At 63.9% G+C, this 24,948-nt stretch carries 23 protein-coding genes and 1 pseudogene; 12 read left to right on the forward strand and 12 right to left on the reverse strand.

All coding sequences use genetic code 11. The features are described from left to right. Positions 1-107 precede the first annotated feature (107 nt). Positions 108-1,763, forward strand: coding sequence for an MFS transporter (locus tag FA94_RS33275; protein WP_081936284.1), 1,656 nt, complete (start codon positions 108-110; stop codon positions 1,761-1,763). A 67-nt stretch (positions 1,764-1,830) separates the two neighbouring features. Here FA94_RS33275 and FA94_RS33280 read toward each other — a convergent pair whose 3' ends face one another. Further along, positions 1,831-2,505, reverse strand: a complete 675-nt coding sequence (locus FA94_RS33280) for an RNA polymerase factor sigma-70 (protein ID WP_035559719.1) — start codon at positions 2,503-2,505, stop codon at positions 1,831-1,833. Positions 2,506-2,764: 259 nt separating this feature from the next. Here FA94_RS33280 and FA94_RS33285 point away from each other — a divergent pair, with 259 nt between their 5' ends. Together FA94_RS33285 and FA94_RS33290 are read left to right on the forward strand one after the other, a co-directional pair. Continuing rightward, positions 2,765-3,073 carry a putative quinol monooxygenase gene (locus FA94_RS33285; RefSeq protein ID WP_035559721.1) on the forward strand — a complete coding sequence of 103 codons (309 nt, stop codon included), beginning with the start codon at positions 2,765-2,767 and terminating at the stop codon, positions 3,071-3,073. Beyond that, complete coding sequence (locus FA94_RS33290) at positions 3,070-4,233, forward strand: iron-containing alcohol dehydrogenase (protein ID WP_035559723.1); 1,164 nt, start codon at positions 3,070-3,072, stop codon at positions 4,231-4,233. Before FA94_RS33285 ends, FA94_RS33290 begins: the two co-directional genes overlap by 4 nt. A gap of 382 nt (positions 4,234-4,615) precedes the next feature. On the opposite strand, the gene FA94_RS40020 is transcribed toward FA94_RS33290, so the two are convergent. Together FA94_RS40020 and FA94_RS40025 are read right to left on the reverse strand one after the other, a co-directional pair. After that, positions 4,616-5,170 (reverse strand): hypothetical protein, encoded by a 555-nt coding sequence (locus tag FA94_RS40020; RefSeq protein ID WP_502690851.1) that lies wholly within the window; start codon positions 5,168-5,170, stop codon positions 4,616-4,618. Positions 5,171-5,380: 210 nt separating this feature from the next. After that, a pseudogene (locus FA94_RS40025) lies at positions 5,381-5,692 on the reverse strand (hypothetical protein); the annotation flags it as partial. On the opposite strand from FA94_RS40025, the gene FA94_RS39830 reads away from it, so the two are divergent. Continuing rightward, on the forward strand, positions 5,685-6,833 hold the full coding sequence (locus tag FA94_RS39830) for a collagen-like triple helix repeat-containing protein (RefSeq protein WP_286166112.1): 1,149 nt from the start codon (positions 5,685-5,687) through the stop codon (positions 6,831-6,833). The pseudogene FA94_RS40025 and the gene FA94_RS39830 overlap by 8 nt on opposite strands. Before the next feature lie 270 nt (positions 6,834-7,103). Continuing rightward, positions 7,104-8,372, forward strand: coding sequence for an isoprenylcysteine carboxylmethyltransferase family protein (locus FA94_RS33305; RefSeq protein ID WP_035559725.1), 1,269 nt, complete (start codon positions 7,104-7,106; stop codon positions 8,370-8,372). A gap of 86 nt (positions 8,373-8,458) precedes the next feature. Here the strand turns inward: FA94_RS33305 and FA94_RS33310 are convergent, their stop codons facing one another. Further along, entirely contained in the window at positions 8,459-9,388 is a 930-nt protein-coding gene (locus tag FA94_RS33310) for an EAL domain-containing protein (RefSeq protein WP_035559727.1), read from the reverse strand. 395 nt (positions 9,389-9,783) lie between these two features. On the opposite strand from FA94_RS33310, the gene FA94_RS38345 reads away from it, so the two are divergent. Continuing rightward, positions 9,784-10,062, forward strand: coding sequence for a transposase (locus tag FA94_RS38345; RefSeq protein WP_081936286.1), 279 nt, complete (start codon positions 9,784-9,786; stop codon positions 10,060-10,062). 256 nt (positions 10,063-10,318) lie between these two features. Here the strand turns inward: FA94_RS38345 and FA94_RS38950 are convergent, their stop codons facing one another. Further along, positions 10,319-10,471, reverse strand: a complete 153-nt coding sequence (locus FA94_RS38950) for a hypothetical protein (RefSeq protein ID WP_156126766.1) — start codon at positions 10,469-10,471, stop codon at positions 10,319-10,321. Positions 10,472-10,501: 30 nt separating this feature from the next. Between FA94_RS38950 and FA94_RS33315 the strand changes: the two genes are divergently transcribed. Both FA94_RS33315 and FA94_RS33320 read left to right on the forward strand, forming a co-directional pair. Further along, positions 10,502-10,774 (forward strand): hypothetical protein, encoded by a 273-nt coding sequence (locus FA94_RS33315; RefSeq protein ID WP_035559729.1) that lies wholly within the window; start codon positions 10,502-10,504, stop codon positions 10,772-10,774. A gap of 220 nt (positions 10,775-10,994) precedes the next feature. Next, a complete protein-coding gene (locus FA94_RS33320) occupies positions 10,995-11,315 on the forward strand; it encodes a DUF4148 domain-containing protein (RefSeq protein ID WP_035559731.1) in 321 nt (106 codons plus the stop codon). Between the two features lie 261 nt (positions 11,316-11,576). Here the strand turns inward: FA94_RS33320 and FA94_RS33325 are convergent, their stop codons facing one another. From FA94_RS33325 to FA94_RS33355, 7 genes are all read right to left on the reverse strand, one after another. Then, entirely contained in the window at positions 11,577-11,825 is a 249-nt protein-coding gene (locus tag FA94_RS33325) for a hypothetical protein (protein WP_035559734.1), read from the reverse strand. A gap of 94 nt (positions 11,826-11,919) precedes the next feature. Continuing rightward, positions 11,920-13,092, reverse strand: coding sequence for an acyltransferase family protein (locus FA94_RS33330; protein ID WP_035559737.1), 1,173 nt, complete (start codon positions 13,090-13,092; stop codon positions 11,920-11,922). 117 nt (positions 13,093-13,209) lie between these two features. Then, positions 13,210-14,256 carry a phytoene/squalene synthase family protein gene (locus FA94_RS33335; protein WP_035559740.1) on the reverse strand — a complete coding sequence of 349 codons (1,047 nt, stop codon included), beginning with the start codon at positions 14,254-14,256 and terminating at the stop codon, positions 13,210-13,212. Positions 14,257-14,404: 148 nt separating this feature from the next. Next, positions 14,405-15,289: an amidohydrolase family protein gene (locus tag FA94_RS33340; protein WP_035559743.1), complete on the reverse strand. Its 885-nt coding sequence runs from the start codon at positions 15,287-15,289 to the stop codon at positions 14,405-14,407. Between the two features lie 32 nt (positions 15,290-15,321). After that, complete coding sequence (locus FA94_RS33345) at positions 15,322-17,223, reverse strand: feruloyl-CoA synthase (protein ID WP_035559746.1); 1,902 nt, start codon at positions 17,221-17,223, stop codon at positions 15,322-15,324. Positions 17,224-17,300: 77 nt separating this feature from the next. Next, positions 17,301-18,752 carry an aldehyde dehydrogenase gene (locus FA94_RS33350; protein ID WP_035559748.1) on the reverse strand — a complete coding sequence of 484 codons (1,452 nt, stop codon included), beginning with the start codon at positions 18,750-18,752 and terminating at the stop codon, positions 17,301-17,303. Between the two features lie 74 nt (positions 18,753-18,826). Further along, the gene (locus FA94_RS33355; RefSeq protein ID WP_035559751.1) at positions 18,827-19,654 is read right to left on the reverse strand and encodes a p-hydroxycinnamoyl CoA hydratase/lyase; all 828 of its coding nucleotides are present in this window, start codon (positions 19,652-19,654) and stop codon (positions 18,827-18,829) included. Positions 19,655-19,820: 166 nt separating this feature from the next. Here FA94_RS33355 and FA94_RS33360 point away from each other — a divergent pair, with 166 nt between their 5' ends. The 4 genes from FA94_RS33360 to FA94_RS33375 all read left to right on the forward strand — a co-directional run bounded on the left by FA94_RS33360 (position 19,821) and on the right by FA94_RS33375 (position 24,788). Further along, positions 19,821-20,291: a MarR family winged helix-turn-helix transcriptional regulator gene (locus tag FA94_RS33360; RefSeq protein WP_035559753.1), complete on the forward strand. Its 471-nt coding sequence runs from the start codon at positions 19,821-19,823 to the stop codon at positions 20,289-20,291. A 287-nt stretch (positions 20,292-20,578) separates the two neighbouring features. Continuing rightward, complete coding sequence (gene mhpT / locus FA94_RS33365; protein WP_035559757.1) at positions 20,579-21,838, forward strand: 3-(3-hydroxy-phenyl)propionate transporter MhpT; 1,260 nt, start codon at positions 20,579-20,581, stop codon at positions 21,836-21,838. A gap of 72 nt (positions 21,839-21,910) precedes the next feature. Continuing rightward, positions 21,911-23,050, forward strand: a complete 1,140-nt coding sequence (locus FA94_RS33370; protein ID WP_035559759.1) for a porin — start codon at positions 21,911-21,913, stop codon at positions 23,048-23,050. A 10-nt stretch (positions 23,051-23,060) separates the two neighbouring features. Then, positions 23,061-24,788, forward strand: coding sequence for a tannase/feruloyl esterase family alpha/beta hydrolase (locus FA94_RS33375; protein ID WP_035559762.1), 1,728 nt, complete (start codon positions 23,061-23,063; stop codon positions 24,786-24,788). Positions 24,789-24,948 lie beyond the last annotated feature (160 nt).

The raw sequence follows: 24,948 nt of genomic DNA on the forward strand, positions 1-24,948 counted from the left end.
GTACGCGATGCAGTGCTGGGATTTAAACGTGTCAATCGGGACATAAATTCCCCCTATATTACCGATTCCACGGTGGCCACGCCCGCCGACTATCGAGGTGAAATCTCATGTCCACGCATTCCAACGCGCCGCCACGGCCCGCCCAACCAACGCTCGAATCTGACGAACCCGCCGCCGTACGGCTCCTCGGCTTCTTTTCGATCCGCAAAAACACGTTGGCGCTCGGCGCGGTCTGTCTCGCGTCGCTGATGTTCGGCCTGGAAATCTCCAGCGTGCCGGTGATCCTCCCCACGCTCGAACGCGTGCTGCACGGCGACTTCAAAGGCATGCAGTGGATCATGAATGCCTACACGCTCGCGGTCACGACCGTGCTGATGGCGACCGGCACGCTGGCGGACCGCTTCGGAAGGCGACGGATTTTCGTGATCGGCATCGCGCTGTTTGGTGTCACCTCGCTGATCTGCGGCCTCGCGGAAAGCGTGCCGACCCTGATCGTCGCGCGTTTGCTGCAAGGCGCGAGCGGCGGCGCGATGCTGATCTGCCAGGTGGCCGTGCTGTCGCATCAGTTCAGCGACGGTCCCGAGCGCGCTCGCGCGTTCAGCGCGTGGGGGATCATCTTCGGCATCGGGCTCGGCTTCGGGCCGATCATCGGCGGGATGATCGTGGCGGTGTCGAGTTGGCAGTGGGTCTTCTGGGTGCACGCGGTGCTCGCCATCGTCACGTTGATGCTGCTGTTCGGCGGCGTGCAGGAATCGCGCGATCCGCACGCGCATTCGCTCGACATTGCCGGCATCGTCACGCTGTCGCTCGCGGTGTTCGGCCTCGTGTACTTCATCACGCAGGTGTCCGAGCTCGGGCTCGCGAGTTCGCGCGCGATCTTCGTTCTCGTGGCGACGGCCCTCGCCTTCGTGGCTTTTCTCTGCGCGGAGCGCTTCACCGCGCGGCCCATGTTCGACTTTTCGGTGTTCCGGATCCCACCGTTTTCCGGCGCGCTGATGGGCTCGGCGGGCATGAACTTCAGCTTCTGGCCGTTCATGATCTATCTGCCGATCTACTTCCAGATCGGTCTCGGCTACGACAGCGTGAGCGCCGGTCTGGCATTGCTCGCCTACACGCTGCCCACGCTGCTGTTCCCGCCGCTCGGCGAGCGCCTTGCGTTGCGCTACGGTTCGGGTGTCGCGATACCGGCGGGTCTACTGACCATCGGCGTCGGCTTCATGCTGATGAAGCTCGGCAGCAGCGTCGCGCATCCGGGCGTGTGGAGCATGTTGCCGGGCTGCGTGCTCGCCGGCGCGGGCCTCGGCCTGACCAACACGCCGGTCACCAATACGACCACCGCCGCAGTGCCGCCCGAGCGCGCGGGAATGGCGTCCGGCATCGACATGAGCGCGCGCATGATCACGCTCGCGATCAACATCGCGTTGATGGGCGCGATCCTGGTGGGCGGCATTCTGTTCGAATTGAAGGCGCGGCTGCCGGGCACGCTCGATATGGCGTCGCTTGGCCGCGTCGCCGAAAAAATCGCAGCGGGCAATGTGGATGCGATCAGAACCGGCATCCCGGGATTGGCGCAAATCGACCCGGCCGGCGGCATCGTGCATGACGCGCTGATGCAAGGGTTCGGCTGGGTGATGCTGTACGGCGGCGTCGGCGTGGCGATACTCGCCGTGCTGAGTTTTGTGATCTCGGGAAGTGCGTCGAGGAAGTTGGGCGGCAAGGCGAATTCAGTCTCGCAGCCAGCGGTTCGGTGTGACTCGTGTTAGGCCGTGCGTGAGCGGCTCGCGGCAGCAAAGCGGAGCGCTCGGCCGCTCGATATAGGCTGGTGTCGGTTTACCGTCGGCGCGCGCCGCGGCCGCTGCAGAACCCGGCACCGTCCACGCCACGATTGCACGCGTCGAGACTGTCGGCGCAATGGCGCTCGGCGTCGCGCACCATGACGTGAACCCGCGTCGGCGAAACGTCGAGCGCGCGGGCCGTGTTTTGCAGCGTTTCCTCGCGCAAGCGCACCATTTCGAATGCCGCGCGGCTGCGCGGCGGCAATTGTTCGAGCGCGTTGTAAACGTGCCGCAGCGTGTCGCGCATAAGCAGCGCCGCTTCGGGCGAAGGCTCAGGCGAAGGTACGTGCAGACCGTGATCCTGGTCGGCGTGATACGTGCCTTCCTGACTCTGGCGGCGCGACGCATCGACAGAAGCGTTGTGCACCATGCGGGTTACGTAGGCCACCGGTTGACGAACGGCCTCCTGATCGCGGAAGTCGACGAGCTTGATGAAAACGTCATGCACCACGTCTTCCGCAAGGCTTGCGCAACCCACGAAGCTGCACGCCAGCTCGACGAGCATCGGCCGGTTGTCGATCAGCACGTCGAGCAGCGCGGCCTTCTTCCAGTCGACCGCGCGACCTCGCTCGCGCATAGGCCGCGACGCAGGCGGACAAGCGACGCCGGCTTCGATCGCCGACAGGGGTATCGCTGTTGAAGACTCCCGCCGGACGAACAGCTCAGCCATACATTCGCTCCGCTTTCTAAAAGGAAGGGCGCCAATTTATCGCAAACGCGAATGATTCTCAATATTCATTTTTGAATAAGCTTCGGGGCGCGATAGTTCGCCGCAGCGGACAGGCCGAGTTCGTCACGATGTGGATGATGGCCGCGCCAAGTCAAGCCTCGCGAGCAAAACGATCCGAATCTGGTAAAACTGATGCCTGTGCCCAGGCTCGCGCCGTGATCGGCGCGCGTAGACCTACCCTACTTGCCGGAGTCGTTCGATGGCCCATGCTTATCTGCAGGTGATCGCCAATTATTTCGCCAAACCCGGTAACGGCGATGCGCTGATCGAGCCGCTGACGCAGCTCGCCGCGGCCACCCGCGCCGAGCCCAAGAATCTCTACTACGAATTTTTCCGCTCGCCGCTGAATCCGGATCACTTCGTGATCCTGGAGCAGTACAGCGACGCCGACGGCCTCGCCGAGCATCGCGACACCGAACACTTTCAGCGCCTTGGCTTCGGCACCATCATTCCGCTGCTAGATCGGCGTGAAGTGTCGAGTCATATGGTGCCAGGAGACACGGCATGACCAACGCCTTCCGTTTTCAGACTGTGCCGACGCTGGTCGTCGAGTATGGTGCGGCGCGCCGGCTCGGCGCTTTGTTGCGCGCGCAATTTCCTTCGCTTGCGCGCGTGTGCGTAGTGACGGACGGTTTTCTTCACGCGAGCGGTCTGCTGGATCCCGCGCTTGCCGATCTTGCTGCGCACGGCTGGAACGCCACCGTGATCCACGACGTGATCGCCGATCCGCCCGAACACATCGTGCTCGAAGCGACGTCGCGGACGCGGATTGCCGGCGCCGAACTCGTGCTGGGGCTCGGCGGCGGATCGTCGATGGACGTGGCGAAACTGATCGCCGTGCTGGCGCCGCAACGGCAGCAGGAGCTCAGCGAGATGTACGGCGTCAACAAGGTCACCGCGTCGCGCCTGCCGCTCGTGCAGATGCCGACGACCGCGGGCACCGGTTCCGAAGTCACCGCCGTGTCGATCGTGACGGTCGGCGAGGCGAAGAAAATGGGCGTGGTCGCGCCGCAACTGATCGCGGATCTGGCGATTCTCGACGCGGAACTCACGCTCGGGCTGCCCGTCGCGGCGACGGCGGCGACCGGTGTCGATGCGATGGTGCACGCCATCGAGGCGTACACGTCCGCGCACCTGAAGAATCCCGTCTCTGATCTGCTAGCGGTAAAAGCGCTGGATCTGCTGTCGCGCAATCTGCTGCCCGCCTGCGAGGACGGCCACAACCGTCAGGCGCGCGAGGCGATGCTGCTGGGCGCGACCTTCGCGGGCCAGGCGTTCGCCAACTCGCCGGTCGCCGCGGTGCATGCGCTGGCTTATCCGATCGGCGGTATTTATCACGTGCCGCATGGTCTTTCGAATGCGCTCGTCTTGCCGCACGTGTTGCGCTTCAACGCCGCGGCCGCCGCGCCGCTGTATGCGGAGCTTGCCGACGTCGTCGTGCCGGGCGTGACGGGCAGCGACGAGAGCAAGACTCAGGCGCTGATCCAGCGACTCGAACAGATGATCGCGGCGACCGCGATTCCGGCGCGGCTGCGCGATGTCGGCATTGAGATCAGCGGGCTGGAGCGGATGGCGAGCGACGCGATGTTGCAGACGCGGCTGCTGGTGAACAATCCGCGGCCGGTTAGCGAGGCCGATGCGCTGGCGATTTATGCGGCTGCGTTTTGAGTGAGTGGCTGCGGGGCAGTTGAGGGTGCGGGCGATGGGGCTGCTGGGTTGACGGTTTTATGGTTTGGGTCGTTTGGGTTGTTTGGGTTGTTTGGATCGTTTTGGTGGCTTCACGCCGTTACGGCGGCTCGGGACGTTACGTAGCACGCATCGGAACATGGCCTTGAGAACAAGGGGGAATTTGCGTTTTTGTCGAAGTAAATTCTGATTTTCTGCGGCTATGACGATCATTTTTTGTCGAATTTGCCGGATCGAGACATAAGCCACAATTGGCGTGCAACTTGCAATGATGACTCCACCATTAGTCGCTCAACGGGGACATCATGCGCAAATTCGCCGGTCGGACAGCCATCGCTGTCGCGACGTCAACATTACTCGCCCTCTATGGTTGTGGATCGACGATTAGCCCCGGCGGTACTAGTGGGTTAGGCGGCGGTGGGTTGGGAGGGACGTCGGGGAGTGGGACTTCAGGGACGTCGGGTGGTAGCTCGGGTACTTCGGGTACTTCGGGTACTTCGGGTACTTCGGGTACTTCGGGTACTTCGGGTACTTCGGGTACTTCGGGTACTTCGGGTACTTCGGGTACTTCGGGTACTTCGGGCACTTCGGGCACTTCGGGCACTTCGGGTACTTCGGGTACTTCGGGTACTTCGGGCACCTCAGGTACTTCGGGCACCTCAGGTACTTCGGGCACTTCGGGCACTTCGGGCACTTCGGGCACTTCGGGCACTTCGGGTACTTCGGGCACCTCGGGCACATCGGGCACTTCGGGCACTTCGGGCACATCGGGCACTTCGGGTACTTCCGGTACTTCGGGTACTTCAGGTACTTCCGGCACTTCGGGCACTTCGGGCACTTCGGGCACTTCGGGCACTTCGGGCACTTCGGGTACTTCCGGTACTTCGGGTACTTCAGGTACTTCCGGCACTTCGGGCACTTCGGGCACTTCGGGCACTTCGGGCACTTCGGGCACTTCGGGTACTTCGGGCACTTCGGGCACTTCGGGTACTTCGGGTACTTCGGGTACTTCGGGTACTTCGGGTACTTCGGGTACTTCGGGTACTTCGGGTACTTCAGGTACTTCCGGCACTTCCGGCACTTCCGGCACTTCCGGCACTTCGGGCACTTCGGGCACTTCGGGCACTTCGGGTACTTCGGGTACTTCGGGTACTTCGGGTACTTCGGGTACTTCGGGCACTTCCGGCACTTCCGGCACCTCAGGCACCTCGGGTACTTCCGGCACCTCGGGTACTTCGGGCACCTCGGGCACCTCGGGTACTTCCGGCACTTCGGGCACTTCGGGCACTTCGGGCACTTCGGGCACTTCGGGCACCTCGGGTACTTCCGGCACTTCGGGCACTTCGGGCACTTCGGGCACTTCCGGCACCTCGGGCACCTCCTCCACTCCGCTCGGCAACATCATCACCCAAGGCGGCAACCTGATCACCGCCGTGGGCACGACCGTCGCCGATACCGGCAGCAAGGTCAACGGTACGTCGATCCCCGGCGTCGACAGCGGAACGACAACCAACCTCGGTAATGCCCTCACCGATCTCGGCAACGGCGTGAAGGTGCTCGGCAACGGCACGGCCGCAGGTCTCGGCACCGTGGGCAGCGCCGCCAATCCGCTCGGCCCGACGCTCACCTCCACCTCCGGCGTGGTCTCCAACACTGGCGCCGCGGTGACCGCCGTCGGCGGCGTGGTGTCGAGCCTGGGCAGCGGTCCGCTGTCACCGCTCGCTCCCGTGACGTCCGCGCTCGGCGGCGTCGTCGGCGATGTGGGCAAAGGCGTCACATCCGTCGGCTCGGGATTGAACACCGCGCTCTCCAGCGCGCCCGTTCAGCAACTCGAGACGCAACTCAGCTCGGCGATCAACCCGATCACGCTGACCGTCTCGAACACGACGCAGACGCTCGGCAACGCCACCGGCCTCGGCTCACCGCTCAACAACCTGCTCGGCACGCTAGGCAACGGACTCGACGCGGCCGGCATCAAAGTGTCGGGCGCCACCGGCGATCAGGTCGGCAAGGACATCGGCGGCGTGGTGAGCCAGTTGGGCAAAACCGTCACGAGCACGGGCGGCCTGTTCACCGGAGCGACCACCAATCCGCTCGCACCGATCACAGGTCTGCTCGGGCCGCTCGGTGGACTCGGTGGACTCGGTGGACTCGGTGGACTCGGCGGACTCGGCGGAACGGGCGGCGGGTCGATCTCGATTCCGCCGTTGACGGGATTGATCGGCAACCTGGGGTCGCTCGGCGGTGTCGGCGGTTCAGGTGGCGCGGGCGGCGTAGGGGGTCTGCTGACACCGATCACGGGTCTGCTCGGCAAGGTCGGCTCGCTCGGCGGCACTACCGGCGCGGGTGGTCCGCTCACCCCGGTCGTCAGCCTGGTCGGCTCGTTGACGGTCAGCGTAACGGGCAGCGTCAGCGCGTCGCAAGGCGGTGCCGCGGCCAATCCGGTGACGGGGCTGATCGGAGGTCTCACGGGCGGTTCCGCCAGCGGTTCGGGCGGCAGCGGTTCGTCAAACAAGAACCCGCTTGCACCGGTGACTAACCTGGTCGGCGGATTACTCGGCGGTGTCACGGCAGGCAAGTAGATGACCGTGTGAAGCGCGGCGCCGCGAAGGAGTACTTCGGACGCCGCAATTCGGCGGCGTGCTTCGATGGAGTACCTGACGCAGCGATTCGAGCCGGTAGTTGAGGTAGTGCTTCGAGGGAGTACTTCTCAGTACTTCGAGGCAACACCTCGACGCAGCACTTCAAAGCACCCCCCTTAACAAGCTCCAAAACCAGCAATTCACCGCGGTGCCCGGGCCTCAAAAAACCAACAACCCGGCCACCTCCGATGTCATGACTACGAGGATGACATGAACTCAACCTTCGATACCGTAGCGCACGTCCACGACACCCGACCGCGAACCGCGACGCCGTTCTCCATCGGTCTGCTCGGCATCGCCGCCGGCCTGCTCACGCTCTGGCTCCTGCGCGACAGCACCGCGCTCGACGGCGCGACCCGCAGCACGGCCGCCTGCCTCGCGATCATCGCCACCATCGCCACCTATGAACTGTTCGTCGCCCGCGTCTACCTGCGCCCAAGCGCTGGCCTGACGAGCCGCGCGGTGCGTCCGCTGAGTCTCGCGCGAGTGACGGCGCGCCTGGCCGCGCTTACCTCGGTCTACGCGGGCATCGGCATGCTCTACTGGCTGCTGCCCGAATATCACGGCGCGTTCTACAACCCGTTCTGGTCGCTGATCCGCACGCTCGCGCCTTATGTTGTCGTGGTCGCGCCGTTCTACTTCGCGTGGATGGACCGCCATCAGCGCGAAACCGACGACGCGTATCTGCAGTGGGCGCGTCTGCTGTTTCGCGGCGAGCGTCCGGCGAATTGGCGCCCGGTGCGCGAAATGCTGGCGGGCTGGATGGTGAAGGCGTTCTTCCTGCCGTTGATGATCGTCTACCTGTCCACCAACGCGGATCACCTCAACGCGTCGCTGACCATCGCGCTGAACGCGCCCTTCTCGCTCGCGACGTTCCGCTTCATGTACGACCTGTCGTTCGCGATGGATCTGATGTTCGGCACAGTAGGCTACCTCTGCACGCTGCGCCTACTCGACAGTCACGTGCGCAGCGCGGAGCCGACCGCCCTCGGCTGGCTCGTCGCGTTGATCTGCTATCAGCCGTTCTGGTCGTTGATCTCGAACCAGTACATCCATTACGAAGGCTCGATGTTCTGGGACAACTGGCTCATTTCAGTGCCGGTACTGCGCGTGATCTGGGGCAGCGTCATCATTGCGCTGCTGACGTGCTACGCGCTCGCCACGATCTCGTTCGGCTTGCGGTTCTCGAACCTGACCAATCGCGGCATCGTCACGTCGGGGCCTTACCGGTTCACGAAACATCCCGCCTACATCGCGAAGAACCTGTCGTACTGGATGGTCGCGGTGCCGTTCATCGAACCGTTGGGCTGGCGTGTCGCGCTCACGCATTGCTTCGCGCTCGCAGCGGTGAACATGCTGTATTTCCTGCGCGCGAAGACCGAAGAGCGACACCTGATGAACGATCCCGACTACCGGGCCTACGCCGAATGGATCGCAAAGAATGGGTTATTCGCGAGACTCTCGCGTGTGTTCAACTAGGTTCTGGATATCGGTACGCGGCTCAACGCAAAGCGAACGCCGGTCGAAAGCGAGACCCACTATCGACGCTCGACCGGCACGCCGCATCACAATCGTCGCGTCAGCACACTGGCCAAACCCGCTTGCGGTCGCGAGAACAGCGACCCTTGCAGCAGCGCTTGCGGCCAGCGCTTCAACCACTCCAACTGCGCTTCGGTATCGACGCCGTTCACCACCACCTGCACATCGAGTGCATGCAGCAGATCCATCAGTGCCGTCATCACCACATTCGCACGCGAATCGCGCGGCACCGTGGCCATCAAATCGCGTGCAATGGTGATGGTGTCGACATCGAGCCCACCGAGCAGCGCCAGCGACGAAGCGCCGTTACCCCACTTGCCCAGCGAAATACCGGCGCCCGCGTCGCGCAGACCGGCGGTCAGCGTGCGCAATGACAGGAGTTTTGCGGCCTCGGCGCTATCGGCCACTTCGATATCGAGCAGATGCGCGGGCACGTCATATAACGCGGCGACACGCACGAGATCTTCCGCGAACGAACCGAGTATCGCCACTCGCGCAGGCACCGTGATCGCAACCGGCCGCAGCGGCAAGCGCGCGGCGAGACAGTCACGCAATTCACGGCATACGCCGTCCACCACGAAGCGCGCCATTTCCAGCGCGAGCTGCGGGTGTTCGAGCGGCATCATGAAGATGCCGGGAAGCAACAACCCGTAATCGGGATGCGTCCAGCGCACCTGCGCTTCGAGACGCGCCGGCGTGCCGCTCGCGGCTGTCGCGACACCCGGCGCACGATAAGCCCCTTGATACACGAGATGAAACTCGCCCGCGCGCAGTCCATCGCGAACCCGATTTTCGAGTTCACTCAGACCCGACGACGGATCACGCGAGTCGTCCGCGTCATTCTGTGCGACACACGCAACACGCGCGATCAACGTCGTTGCATGCGAGAAGGGTTGTAGGTAGTCGAGCGTGTGCATGGCGGAGACGAATTGATTGAACCTCGCTAACGTATGCATGGGTTATGCCAAGCGCTATCGCAACAGCAGTATGAAACACGAGCGGCAACCGGAGATCCTCGTTGCGTAAAGCTTCGCGCCCGCGAAATGAAACCTCCCCACGCGCCTTTCAAGTTTCGGAAATGCGCGTTTTGGCTCGCCTGTTACGTAGCATCACGCTTAACGTTACGCGAACCAGACCGCCGCAATGTTTGCGCGAGACGACAATGGTAAATCGCTGGGAGCCCGTGAAGCAGCACACCGTGCAACATGACGGAAAGGAATTAAAGCAGAAACGTTTTCATCGCGATATATCAGCGCAAGACCGTTTGACCGAGCCAAAAAGATTAACTAGTATCGGCTTCAGCGCAGCATGCGACGACCGCGACTCCTCCACATAGTCATTCAGGCAGCCGATGCTACACATCCCTCTCTCCGACGCCGATTGGGCTCGCGTCCAGAGTCTGTTTCCCGAACTTCCCTCTGCGCGCGGGCGGCCTCGCCGTAGCGATCGGGAAATTCTCAACGCGATACTCTGGCTCCATCAGCACAAGGAAAAATGGCACCGGCTTCCCGCCACGTTTCCTCCGCAACAGACCTGCTATCTCCGGTATATGACATGGCGAAAATCCGGCGTGCTGGAGCAGGTTTACGAACGCCTTCCCGTTTGCGATCCGGAGCTTTCCATGTCGTGAATCGGTCGGGCGATTGATTCGGATACCGTAGCTGATTCATGTCGATGCCTTGAATTCAGCGCTTGTGTTGGTTCACTCCGCACTGCCCGCGGACCCGCTGTTGACCCCAACCGAACAGCGCCGCATCCGCATTCAGCATGGCTGATTAATGCTTGAAATTCATCGCAAGCCATCCGTCTCCTTGTCATGGTGAAGACAAGCCTGACTCTCTGAGTGTCGCCGAACAATAAACGTCTCAGCGTGCACCTCCCCGTTGCTACACGAAGTCTTTCGATACCGCACCTCTCTGGTGCGCTGTGCAGAATTCGACCAGGCAGCCGGTGATCGTCTCCACCTTCTGTTCCGCCGGCCACGCCCGCAGGTATTGCGAGCCGATCTGGCGGGACTTCCGCAATACGGCGTCGCGCATGCGATGTCCCTATAGTTGAAGGAGATGGACATGAAGAAGGCTCTGATCATCGCAAGCGGATTGCTTGGTGCATTGGCGTGGCAAGCGCAGGCCCACGCTCAGGATGCCGGCACGGAAAACACCGCACAAGCTCAACCCGCCGTCGCCGACTCGGTCGGCGGACAACCCACCACTACCTCGATGTCAGGCGGCCCCGCGCGTGCGCAGGCGCTGACGCGAGCCGACGTCTATCAGCAACTCGTGCAATCGCAGAAAGGCGCTGAAGCAGCCCGTCTGCAGGAGCTATTCAAAGGTGGCAATTGACGAAGGACGTCGAGCAACCCGGACGATGCACGCGAACAGATAACCGCTAGTCGCATGCATCGTCATTCTCGGGCGCGCCGGGAATTTGTCTCAGATTTCACAACAAACATTACCTGTTTTGGTGATTACTCTGCCCAGATCGCAAAACTACAATGCAATCACTGACTACGAACAACAACGTTCGTAGCGCGACAAAGACCCGAACTGGAGGTAGTTCATCATGAAATCGCTCATTCAAGCTGTTGTTATCGCCGCTGCGCTGGCCGCTCCCGTTGCTTCGTTTGCCCAGTCCAACCAGCCCGCGACTCGCGCCCAGGTGCGCTCGGAATTGATTCAACTGGAACAGGCCGGTTATCAACCGGGTCGCGCCGACCCGTATTACCCGGCTGACATTCAAGCCGCTCAGGCTCGCGTCGCCGAACAGAACGGCACCGCGCAGGCTGCGCAATCGGGCTACGGTGGCGTGGTAAGCGGCTCGTCGCAAGGCGGCCATCCGGTGGCGCTAGATAACGGTCCGAAGTCGACTTACTTCGGCCACTAAGCCACGGTTGATGAAGATGGCGAGGTCTTGATCTGGCATAAGACGCGCAGCCAGCAAGCTGCGACCGGCCAGTCAGCGCCAACGCCCAGCGCGCCGTGTCGGCGCGCAACGATTCAAACAAACTGGCCCGCGACCGAGTTTCCCCGATCGCGGGCCAGTTCTGTATCCAGTACCTCCGTCATCGGGCTCCCGATGACTTCGCCTGGACCCGTGCGGTCCGGGCGCTTTTTTCCCCGCGCCTTTCTTTATGTCACACGCCGGTCATTCGCGCGCGATCAGATCGCCCACCTGACCACGGCCGGTGACGAGACAGCTCGACAGGAAATTTTCACCCTGGCTGCTGGCGCCGACGTCGCCGAAGCCTTTTTTCAGCGCGTTGGATTTGACCATCGCCGCCCCTTGATGGCACGTAATGGTGCCGATCTCTCCGGCTTGCGCGCGCATCAACGCCCTATCCGCCATCAGATAGCCCAGCAACAACAACACGGCAATATAGAACGCTTGTCGCATGGTTCGTCTCCTCTTTGGAAGAGACTAACGCGAACCATGGGCATACGGTCCTAGGGGTTTCCCGATTGATGGGGTTTCAATGACCCAGATTAAATCAACCGATGCCGCCGCGTGACGGACTATGCGGCGCGGGTGAATCAGGTCTTATCCCTAGAAAACGCAGTTGCTGGAGACCGCGTTGCACGCGTCGCGTATTCTGTTCGAATAGCAGATAAACCGCATACGCGTACGCATAACAGAGCACCAGCATGCCCGCGAACACGAGCGCGCCGTGTCCGTCGAATGGAATGCGCCGCCCGACACCCACTGCGGCGACGAACAGAATGAACGAGAAGTGCGTCAGATACAGCGAATACGAGAACCCGGAAAAACGAATCGCGATGCGCGATAACAGCGCGGGCCGCAATCGCACGTTTTCCCAAAGTATGCAAAGCAGGAACACGAAACACGGTACGCCGACGATCCAGTCGTTGGCGAGCAGGAACAGACGCGAGCACACCAGCGCGGCGAGCAGCACCGCGCCGCTGGCGAGCGTGAGCCACGGCCACCCGGTTCGCGCGCTACGCGCCGGAAAGCGCTGTTCCAGCACCACGAGCAACACGCCGAGCAGCCACAAACCGAAGCCGCTCAGCAGCGACGGAAACGCGACCATCGTGCCCACGGCGAACGCGGCGGCGCCGAATGCGCGAATGCCCCGGCGTTGCCGCAACAGGACAAAGCAGGCGGGAAACCACAGGTAGTACCAGAACTCGTTGGCGAGGCTCCATAACGGTCCGTTGGATCCGTAAGTACCGCATGCGAGGGTTTGCAGAAATACGAGGTTGCACGCGAACGTCGCCTGCCCGAGATGCGACGCGACGTTGATCTGCTGATCGAAGGTGCCCTCTGTGCCGAGATAAAACGGTCCGCCGGCCAGCGCGATCCCCATGCGATCCCAGAATAGCGTCAGCAGTAACGCCGGAATCAGCACGACCCAGAGCCGCGACAGCCGCTCGGTCAGATAGCGCGGCCAGCTCCACGTCCCCGCCGCCGTCTGCCGCAACACCGAACCGCCGACAAAGTAGCCGCTCAGCAGAAAGAACACGATCACCGCGGTGTGGCCGTAGTTACTGACGAAGTAGAAAGCCTTGGCCGCCAGCCCGATTCCGGCATTCGCGTGGTAATCGGTAAACATCAGATTGCGCAGATGACTCACGCACACGGTGCCCGCCGCCAAGGCGCGGATCAGGTCGAAGGTGTCGCAATGGGGTTTGCCGGAAGGCGCCATATGAGCCGGAAGCGGACGAAAGGTTGTCCGCCAAACTAAGGCTCATGGGCTTTTGATTCAGTACGTTCGCGCACACTGAACGTGAAGCGCGGGCTCGCCCCGCTTTACAGGCGCGCTTTACAGGCGCGCTTCGATCCGCGCGATGCGCGTTTCGATCGCGTTGCGCACCAGGCCGTTCGACGGCGCCAGCAGCAGCGACGAAGCGATGATCTGATACACCCGGTTGCGCCGTACTTTGGACACTTTCTGCGGATCGAGCCACGCGTCGTTATCCACCAGCAGCAACAGCGTCTCCAGCCCGATCAGAATCGGCCACAAACACGCGAGCCGCAAGCGCACGGAAAACGCGGGAATCGTCAGCGTGTAATCGAGCGCTTCGCGGAAATGCTCGAGCGACTTGCGCAGCAACTCGACCAGCAGCGGCTTCGCGCGCGCGGAATTGGCCGGCAGCAGCAGGTCTTGCGGGCTCAGGCCGTGTCGATCCAGCAGCGTCTGCGGCAGATAGCAGCGGCCGATCCGCAGATCCTTGCCGCAATCGCGCAGCACGTTGGTCAACTGCAGCGCTTTACCGAAACGCACGCCGCGGCGCGCCATCGTGTCGGGCACCTCTTTCAGCGTGCCCGGCATGTGCGCATAGGTCATCGTGGTCCAGAATTCGCCGACGCAGCCCGCCACCAGATACGTGTAGCGATCGAGGTCGTCGTAGTCGCGCAGCGCCGCGAGCTGGCCGGAGCGTTCGTCGGGGAAGGTGCGCAGATCGAATTCCATGCCCTCGGTGAGCGTCGCGACGATTCCGCGCACGGCCTGACGATCGGACTCGCTCAGTTGCGACAACACGTCGAGCGCGGGGCCGAGCGATTCGAGCAGGACCTTTTCGTCCGACTGGGTCTGCTGACCCGCGACTTCGGCGGCCATTCGATGGAACAGCGTGCCGTCGTCGGTGGTGCCGTTCACCTGGGCACGCAGCGACAGCAGCAGCGCGAGGCGCTGTTCGGGCGAGATCAGCGACGTGTCCGCGATCGTATCGGCCGCGCGCGCCAGCAGGTACGCGAGGCCGATCGGATCGCGCATCCCGGTGGGCAGCACGCGCAGCGTGAGATAGAAGGAGCGGGAAACGCCTTTCAGCAGCGGACCGAGAAGAAAGGCCCGGGTCGGATTCGACATGGATGGGATCAGGTCAGGATTGGCAACAAGCGGGCAAAAGCCGGTAAACAACCGGCAAGAATCCGGCGCTGCCGAATTGTATACGGCGAAGCGCCTTCGCCGTGCAGCGGCGAGTCCAACCCTGCCTTGACCGGTCTGCCCGTCCTGCTCAGGCGTGTGCGGCCAGTCCCAACAGCTCGACCGCGTTCTGTTTGAGGATCAACGGCCGGACCTCTTCCCTGAAACCGGCCCCGCTGAAATCTTCCAGCCAGCGATCCGGCCGGATCAGCGGGAAGTCCGAGCCGAACAGCATCTTTCGTTTCAGCAACGTGTTGGCGTGGTGAATCAACTCGGGCGAAAAGTACTTCGGCGACCAGCCGGACAGATCGATATAAACATTGGGCTTATGCAGCGCGATCGACAACGCCTGCTCCTGCCAGGGCCACGACGGGTGCGCGATCACGATCTTCATATCGGGGAAATCCGCCGCGACGTCGTCGAGATGAATCGGCTCGGAATACTTCAAGCGCAATCCACCGCCGCCCCGCATACCCGAGCCCATGCCGGAATGGCCGCTATGGAACACCGCCGTGAGCCGGTATTCGGCGATCAGCTCATAGAGCGGATACGCGAGCCGGTCGTTGGCGAAAAACGCCTGCATGGTGGGATGAAACTTGAAGCCGCGCACGCCGTACTCTTCCACCAGCTTGCGCGCCTCGCGCACGCCCATCTTGCCCTTGTGCGGATCGATACTCGCGAACGCGATCATGATGTCGCGGTTATTCTGCGCGAATTCGGCGATCTCCTCATTCGGAATGCGTCGGCGGCCCAGGTTCGCTTCGCAATCCACGGTGAACATCACGAAGCCGACGTTGCGCTCGCGGTAGTGGTCGATGGTCTCGGGAATCGTCGGCCGCCGGCCGAGTTTCAGCACGGTGCCGAAGTACTTGTCGGCGGCCTCGTCGAACTCCTTGCCGAACAGGTCCGGCGGCTGGCAGCAGGAGACTTCCGCGTGGACATGCATGTCGATCGCGACGATCTGGTCGAGTTTCATCCCGGGTGTCCCATTGAGGCGCGGCGCCTGCATCATGCCGCGCGGCAGGCGCTCGCGACGATCACGGCCGGATCGCGCTGCGCCGTCTCGTACATCGCGTCGACCAACCCGGCCCGCTGCGTCAGCACCGCGCGTTGATTGATCGAGCCTTTGTCGGTGATCTCACCGAGATCGAGCGAAGGCGCCACATCCATGAGCCGCAATCGCGCAATGGTGGTCGCGCCGCCGGTCGCCCCGCGATTGAGCGTGTCGAGCAGCGCGGCAAAGTGGGCACGCACGGCGGGTGCGGCGACCACGTCGCGCGCGCTCGCGTCCGCCGGCAAATGCGCCAGCCGCCGGCAATCGTCGAGGCGCGGAAACACCAGCAGGCCCACGTCGTCGCGATTCATACCGGCAACCACCACGTCCTGCACATAGGGTGCGCCTGCGGAAATCACGCGGGCCCGCATCGGTCCGACGCTGACGAAAGTGCCCGAACTCAGCTTGAAATCCTCCGCGATACGGCCGTCGAACAGCAACCCGAGCTCGGGCCGCGCCGGGTCGACAAAGCGCAACGCGTCACCGCTGCGGAAGTACCCCTCTTCATCGAACGCGTTGTCCAGCTCGGCCGCGTTGGGGCGCCAATAACCGGTCATCACGTGCGGGCCGCGATAGCGCGCTTCGAGTTTGTCGCCGACCGGCGCGAGTTTGACCTCGCAGCCGGGCGCCGGCAGGCCGACATAGCCGGCCCGCATGATCGGCCCCGTGGTGAACAGGCACGACGGCGACGTCTCCGTCATACCGAGCCCGGCCATGATGCGAATGCGCTCGCCGCAGTACTGCTCGGTAACGCGTTCGAGCCGGTCCCACGCCGCTTGCGACAACCCCGCGCCGGAGAAGAAATACACCTTCACGCGCGAGAAAAACGTCTCGCGCAACTGGCTGTCCTGCTCCAGCGCGATCGCCAGTTCCTCCCATCCCTTCGGCACATTGAAGTAGATGGTTGGCGCGATGTCGCGCAGATTGCGCAGCGTTTCCTCGAATTTGCCGTTGACCGGTTTGCCGTCGTCGATATAGAGCGTGCCGCCGTTGTAGAGCGCGATGCCCACGTTATGGCTGCCGCCGAACGTGTGATTCCAGGGCAGCCAATCCACCAGCACCGGCGGCTCGGTCGCGAACTCCGGAAAGGTTTCGAGCAGCATCTGCTGATTGCTGCACAGCATGCGGTGCGTGGTCGGCACCGCCTTCGGCAGTTTGGTCGAACCCGACGTGAAGAGAAATTTGGCGATCGAATCCGGGCTTACCGCCGCGTGAACGGCGTCGACGGTGGTCGGCGTGGCGTCCAGCAAATCGCTCAACGAGGTCACGCCGCGCGTGGCGGCCGGCTCGCGCGGCGGCGTGGCGGACACGACTTCCACGCCGGCCGGCACGACCGCGTCAATGGCGCGGGCAAACGTGTCGTAGTGGCTCGCGAATACCAGACCGGGTGTCAGCAGTTCGATCGTATGACGCAGCTTGCCGAAGTCGCCGGAAGCGAGCGCATAAGCCGGCGAGATCGCCGCATACGGAATCCCAGCCCACATCGCGCCGAGCGCGATTTGCAAATGCTCGAGATCGTTACCCGACAGAATCGCGATGGGCCGTTCGGCCGAAAGGTCGCGAGCGAGCAGTGCCTGACCGATCGCGCGAGCGCTGTGCAATGCGCTCGCGTAGCTCAGGCCGACCCATTGACCGTCGCTGCCGCGGCGCGCCGCCAGCCAGCGTTCCGGATGCGCGTCGGCGCCGCTTACGAGCCGCTCGGTCATCCGCTGCGGATGGGCGCCGAGCGCTTCGTCCGCGCGTAGATACCAGGTCTCGCCCTGCCGTTGCGTGCGCAACGATGGGGCGCCGATCGTCGCCACCCGGTAGCGCATCGGCGCAGCGGGCGTGTTCGTTTGTGTCGGCTCGTTATGCAAAGCCTGTCTCCTGTTGCTGTCTGCGGTCGACCCGCGTTCGCGCCCAATGCAAATGCTTGAGCGCGAAGCGAGCGCGATCAGATCGGATAGTGGCGCGGCCCGGTTTGAATCGTGATCCAGCGCAGGTCCGTGAATTCGGCAATCGACGCCTTGCTGCCGAAGCGGCCATAACCGCTTTTCTTCACACCGCCGAACGGCATCTGCGCTTCGTCATGCACGGTCGGCCCGTTGATGTGGCAGATGCCGGACTCGACACGTTTGGCGACGTTCCAGGCGCGCGCCACATCGCGGCTGAAGACCGCGGCCGACAAGCCATAGTCGCTGTCGTTGGCCACCCGCAGCGCTTCTTCGTCGCCGTCCACGCGCTGCACCGTGACTACCGGGCCGAACGATTCCTCGGCATACAGTTTCATGGCCGGCGTGATGCCGTCGACGATCACCGGTTGCAGGATCGCGCCGTCGACCGAGCAACCCACCGGCAGTGTCGCGCCGTGCTGCCGCGCGTCGTCGACCAGTGCGGCGATACGTTGCGCCGCTGCCGCGCTTTCGAGCACGCCGAGCACGGAATCCGCCGCCGCGGGATCGCCCGCTTTCAGGCTGCGCGCTTTGGCCGCGAGTTTCTCGACCAGCGCATCGGCAATCTTCCGGTCGACGATCACGCGCTCCGTCGACATGCAAATCTGCCCCTGGTTGAAAAAGGCGCCGAACGCGATGGCGGCCACCGCCGCGTCCAGATCGGCGTCATCGAGCACCAGCACGGGCGCCTTGCCGCCCAGTTCGAGCAAGGCCGGCTTCAGATGCCGCGCCGCATGTTCCGCGACGATGCGTCCCACGCGCGTCGAGCCGGTGAAATTGACCCGCCGCACCGCCGGATGCGCGATCAGGCGTTCGACGATCGCCGGGGCGCTGCCGGCGTCATGCGTGATGACGTTCACCACGCCGTCGCCGAGACCCGCGTCCTGCAGCACGCTGCCAATCAGCCGATGCACGCCCGGACAACCTTCCGACGCCTTGAGCACGACCGTGTTGCCGCACGCGAGCGGCATGGCAATGGCGCGCGTGCCGAGAATGACGGGCGCGTTCCACGGCGCCATGCCGAGCACCACGCCGCACGGCTGGCGCACCGCCATCGCGAGGCTGCCGGGCACGTCCGACGGAATCACATCGCCGTCGATCTGCGTGGTCATGGCGGCGGCTTCGCGCAGCATGTTGGCGGCCAGCATCACGTTGAAGCCGTACCAGTTCGGCATGGCGCCGGTCTCGGCCACGCCGGTTTCGATGAACTGCGCGGCGCGGGCGTCCATCAAATCGGCTGCTGCGAGCAGGCGTTTGCGGCGCTCGGTCGGCGCCAATGCCGACCATGCCGGAAACGCGCGCGCGGCGGCTTCAACAGCCGCGTCGGCGTCGGCCACCGTGGCGGCGGCCGCGCGCGACGCAGCACGGCCATTCGCCGGATTGATCCGCTCGAAGGTCTTGCCGTCCGCTGCGCCACGGCTCTCGCCGCCGATCAATAAAGTCACTTCCTGCATGTCTGTCGTCTCCTCGCCTGTCTCTTTTGCGGGCATTCGCCCGCGACCCAATCCGCCGTTAGGCGGGCGGTCGATCAGCGCTTGTAAGTCTGCAGGCCCGGCTTGATCGCCTTGTCGTCGAGGAACTGCTTCAGGCCCTGCTCGCGGCCACCTTCCGGATCGCGCAGTTGCGCCTGATCGAGCTTGGCGTACAGGTAGTCTTCGTTCTGATCCCACGTCAGTTCGCGGCAACGCTTGAAGCCATTTTTGGCGGCCCGCAACACCACCGGATTCTTCTGCAGCAGCTTGCCGGCCAGCGTGCGCGTGGTTTCGAGCAGTTCGGCGCGCGGCACGCTCTTATTCACGAGGCCCATCTGCGCGGCTTCCTGACCCGTGAAGGTCTCGCCGGTCATGATGTAGTAGAGCGCCTGACGATGTCCGACCGTATCGGCCATTGCCTTGCTCACCAGGTTGCCCGGCGGAATGCCCCAGTTGATCTCGGACAGACCGAACACCGCTTCGTCGGCGGCGATCGCGAGATCGCACGCAACCAGCGGCGAAAAGCCCCCGCCGAAACACCAGCCGTTGACCATCGCGATGGTCGGCTTCGCATACATGCGCAGCAGCTGCCATTGCCAGCGGCAGGCATCGCGGCGAATCTTTTCCTGCAGGATTTCCGGGCCGGCGTCGACTTCGCGGAAATACTCCTTCAGATCCATGCCGGCGGTCCACGCATCGCCTTCGCCGGTCAGCACCAGCACCTGCGCTTCGGCGTCGAGCTCCACGGCTTCGAGCACCTCGATCATTTCCTTGTTCAACGTCGGGCTCATCGCGTTGCGCTTCTCGGGACGATTGAACGTGACCCATGCAATGCCTTCGACGACATCGACTTTGACGGTATTCCAACGGCCTTCGTAATTCATCTGCTTTCTCCGTGAACGTTGACCGCGACGGCGGCCTGATGAACGCATTTAATATCAGGCTGCCTGATATGTAAAGTGGAATGTCGGCGGCTTGGTGCAAACCCCTAGCGGCGGAATCCGTCACGAGGCACGCTAAGATGCGGGATAGACCGGATCTCCTGCCCTCATGAGCAAAAACCACAATTCGCCTGTCGAGGCCGCCGCGCCGCGCACCCGCCGCACCAGCCTGCGCCTCACCTATGTGATCGGCAGTCTCGACCGCATTCTTCGGCGTCGCATGACCGAAGCGCTCGCGCCGCTCGGTCTGACGCTCGCCCAGTTCACGGCGCTTTCCGTGCTGGAAGCCAAGGGGCAGGCGTCCAATGCACAGGTCGCCGAGCGCTCCTTCATCACACCGCAATCGGCCAATGAAGTGATGAACGCGATGGCCGGCCGCAACTGGATCAGTCGCGAACCGGACCCGACCCACGGGCGTATCGTGCTGCTGCAACTGACCGACGAAGGACGCGCCGTGCTGCGCGAATGCGAGCAGGCGGTGAAGATCATCGAGAAGCAGATGATGGAAGGCATCGAACTCGACACGGCCAGCGCGCTGCAAACTCACCTCGAAACCTTCGTGCGAAATCTGCGCGGTTAAATTCTTCACGCCGTCAAATTGCTAGGTGTTTTCACCGAACGATTTGCGCTTGTGTTATCAGCCTACCTGATATTAAATCCACTCCACGATGCAGCGTGTGGAGACGCGCCTCATCGCATCCAGTCACATAGATAGTCTCGCGGGCATCGAACCGATGCGGTGCCGGCACGCCTGCCAGGACTCGCGCCAGACCGGCCTGCGGCGCGACAGTGTGGCAGCACGACAGCACGGAACCTGCCCTCCTCCTGCGAAACCGGCAAACCAAACACTTTAATAAGGATCACTACGTGAAGCGAACCGGAACACTCACCTCGAACGAGGACGCTGCAGCCACGGCCACGACGGCGACGGCGACACGCGAATCAGGCGCGTTCGTCACGCTCGGCCTGTGCTTCGCCATCGCGCTGCTGGAAGGACTCGACCTGCAATCGGTCGGCGTGGCGGCGCCGCGCATGGCGCACGAATTCGGCCTCTCGGTGGCGCAAATGGGACTCGCATTCAGCGCCGGCACCTTCGGCTTGTTGCCCGGCGCGATGTTCGGCGGACGGCTGGCCGATCGCATCGGCCGCAAGCGTGTGCTGGTGATTTCCGCCTGCCTGTTCGGCGTGCTCTCGATCATGACCGCGCTGGTCGGCGACTTCTCTACGCTGGTGATCGTGCGCGTGCTCACCGGCATCGGTCTGGGCGGTGCGCTGCCGAACCTGATCGCGTTGTCGTCGGAAGCGGTCGAGCCACGCTCGCGCAGCACCGCCGTCAGCGTGATGTATTGCGGCATTCCGTTCGGCGGCGTGATCGCTTCGGTAATCGGCGTGCTGAGCGCGGGCGATACCGAGTGGCGTCACATCTTTTACGTCGGCGGCGCGGGGCCGTTGATCCTGGTGCCGCTGCTGCTGGTGTTTCTCGCGGATTCGAAGGCGTTCACACAGGCTTCGCACGACGGCCGCGCGAAACCCGCGCCGGTCGGCGAGATTCTGTTCGGCGGCACGCGCGGGCTCTCGACGGTACAGATCTGGGTCAGCTACTTTTGCACGTTGATCGTCCTCTACTTCCTGCTCAACTGGTTGCCCTCGTTGATGGCGGCCAGCGGTTTGACGCGCGCGCAGGTCGGCTACGTGCAGATCTTCTTCAACGTCGGCGGCGGGATCGGCGCGCTGTGCATCGGCATGTTGATGGACCGCCTGCGCTCGGGCGTCGTGGTGGCCGGCATGTATATCGGGATCATCGCCTCGCTCGCCGCGCTTTCCATGGCACCCGGCTTCGGCGCGCTCGCCGCCTCCGCGTTCTTCGCCGGGATGTTCGTGATCGGCGGTCAATCCGTGCTGTATGCGCTGTCCGCGGCGTTCTATCCGACGGCCATGCGCGGTACGGGGGTAGGCGCGGCCGTAGCCGTGGGGCGCATCGGCTCGGTGGTCGGGCCGCTCGCCGCGGGTCAACTACTGGCCATGGGCCGCAGTTCGTCGACCGTCATCGGCGCGAGCATTCCGGTCACGCTGATCGCGGCCGCCGCCGCCCTGCTGTTACTGCGCCGTCCGCGTGCCGACCACTAACCGGCACGTCCCGCCAGAAGAATCAACAACCACACACCCATAAATTCAATCAACGGTTTGGAGACACCCTTCATGCAAGCATCCGCACGCCTTCTACTTTGCGGCGCCCTGTGCGTCGGCAGCGGCGCCGCAGCGGCCCAATCGAGCGTGACGCTGTACGGCATCATCGACACCGGCATCGAGTACGTCTCGCACGCCAATGCCGCGGGCAAGGGCCTCTTCCGCATGCCGTCCGTGACCGGCGAACTGCCTTCGCGCTGGGGACTGCGCGGCAACGAAGATCTCGGCGGCGGCTATAGCGCGATCTTCACGCTCGAGAGCGGTTTTAACGTGCGCAACGGCGAGCAGGGCCAAGGGGGACGACTGTTCGGGCGCCAGGCGTTCGTCGGCATCAAGAGCCCGTATGGCACGGTCTCGTTCGGCCGCCAGTACACGATGACCTACCTCGCGCTGATGGGCGCGGACCTGATCGGCCCGGACATCTACGGACTCGGTTCACTCGACGCCTACGTGCCGAACGCCCGCGCCGACAACTCGGTGACCTATCTCGGCAGCTATGCGGGCGTGTCGCTCGGCGCCAACTACTCGTTCGGGCGCGACGCCGCGGGCACCGGCAATTCGCCGGGCCAGGGCACCTGCACGGGGTCGGTGGCCGGGAACGCCACGCAATGCCGCGAGTGGTCCGTCATGCTGAAGTACGACACGCCGCTGTTCGGCATCGCGGCGTCCTATGAAGAACAGCGCGGCGGCAGCACCGCGGCGGCGAACTTCTTCGACGGCCTGGCGCCGACGCCCCTCACCAGCGCCGCCGACAAGGACGTCCGCACCCACGTGAGCGCCTACGCGAACCTCGGCAAGTTCAAGCTCGGGGCGGGCTGGCTCAACCGGCGCGTCGAGCCCTCGGCGGTGACGATCGCCGACGTGCGCTCGAATCTGTTCTTCGTCGGCGCGGCGTACACCGTCACCCCCGCTTTCATCGTCGACGGCGAGGTCTATCACATCGTCAATCGCGACCACGACACGCGCGCCACGATGGGCACGCTGCGCACCACCTATCTGCTGTCGAAACGCACCGCGGTCTACGCGCAGGGCTCGTATCTGGCCAACAGCGCGAAAGCGGCCTACTCGGTCAGCGGCGGTGGCGGCGGCACGACACCCGCGCCCGGCACCGGCCAGACCGGCGTGATGGTCGGCCTTCGTCACTCGTTCTAGGAGCGCCCGGATGAAATGCACCTCTATCGCGCTCGCCGCTGCCGCCGCGCTGAGCCTCGCCGCGTGCGGCGCCAGCGACGTCGGCAGCACCGCCGCGACCAGCGCCAGTGCGTTACCGCAACTCAGCGCCGCCACGTCGGCCACACTCGCGGGCAATTGCGCGGCGCTCGCCGCGAAGCTCAGCTTCGCCAACACCGTCTTCACCTCCGTCACCGACGTCGCGGCCGGCACCCTCGCGGTGGCCGGCAAGCCGATCGCCGAACACTGTCTGATCCAGGGCAACATGAATCAGCGCGTGAGCAGCGTCGACGGCAACACCTATGCGATCGGCTTCGAGATGCGCTTGCCGCTCGCATGGAACGGGCGCTTTTTCTACCAGGCCAACGGCGGCCTGGACGGCAACGTGGTCACGGCCACCGGCGAGATCGGCGGCGGCGGGCCGATTACCGACGCGCTCAACATGGGTTTCGCGGTGATCAGCTCGGATTCGGGGCACAGCGCGGCGCAGAACCCGCTGTTCGGCCTCGACCCGCAGGCGCGCATCGACTACGGCTACAACGCCGTCGCCGTGCTCACGCCGATGGCCAGGCAGGTGATCAAGCTCGCGTACGGCAAAGCGCCCGATCGCAGCTACTTCGACGGCTGCTCCAACGGCGGCCGCCATGCGCTCGTTGCGGCAGCGCGTTCGTCGGGTGATTACGACGGCATCATTGCCGGCGATCCGGGCTTCCATCTGCCGAAAGCGGCGATCGGCGAAATGTGGAGCGCGCAACAATTGGCCAGCGTAGCGACCGCGACGACGGCGAACGGCCTGCCCGACATCACGACGGGCTTCACGGCCACGGAACGTCAGATGGTCGCGTCGAAAATACTGGCTAAATGCGATGCGCTTGACGGCGTCAGCGACGGCCTCATCCAGGATATCAAGGCATGCCAGGCGAACTTCAGCCTCGCCAGCGACGTCCCCACCTGCAGCAACAACGTCCGCGACGGCACCTGCCTGACCGGCGCGCAAAAGACCGCGATCGGCAACGTGTTTTCCGGCGCGCGCAACAGCGCCGGCACGGCCCTGTATGCGAGCTTTCCCTACGACGCGGGTCTGGGCCCTGGCTGGTCGGCATGGAAGCAGGCGAATTCGATCACGCTCGACCCGGCCGCGGCGGCGTTCACGTTCACCACGCCGCCGAAAAGCGCCTCGGTGCTGAGCCAGTTGTCGGCATACGCGCTGAACTTCAGCATGGACAGCGACGCGCCGACGATCTTCGCCACCAGCGGCGTGTATAGCGAGTCGGCCTGGTCGTTCATGACGCCGCCGGACGAAACCAACCTCAGCGCGCTGAAGCTGCGCGGCGCGAAACTGATGGTCTATCACGGCACGAGCGATCCGGTGTTTTCGTCGAACGACACGACCGGCTGGTATCAACAGCTCGCCACGGCCAACGGTGGCGACGCGTCCAACTTCGCGCGTCTTTACACGATCGCCGGCATGAACCACTGCAGCGGTGGCCCGAGCACCGACCAGTTCGACATGCTCACGCCGCTGATCGCGTGGGTCGAACAGGGCAAGGCGCCGGACAGCGTGATCGCCAGCGCGCGCGACGCGAGCAACGTCGCGCCGAACGCCGACGTGCCCGCCGCGTGGGGGGCGGGACGCACGCGGCCGCTCTGCGCGTATCCGAAAGTGGCCCGCTACCAGGGCGGCGACGTCAACGCCGCGAGCAGTTTCGTTTGTAGCTGAGACGCCGGGCGATATCGGCAGCCCGAACGGGAGTCCGCGCCGCGAGATGGCGGCCGGGCTCGCGCTTCGTGCCCGGTACTTCCTTGCACTGGATTGAAAGAACCGCCCGCCGTCGCGCGGGTTATCCGTGGATAACCCGCGGATCACAATCGGCTGACAA

Source organism: Burkholderia sp. 9120 (assembly GCF_000745015.1).
Lineage (GTDB): Bacteria > Pseudomonadota > Gammaproteobacteria > Burkholderiales > Burkholderiaceae > Paraburkholderia.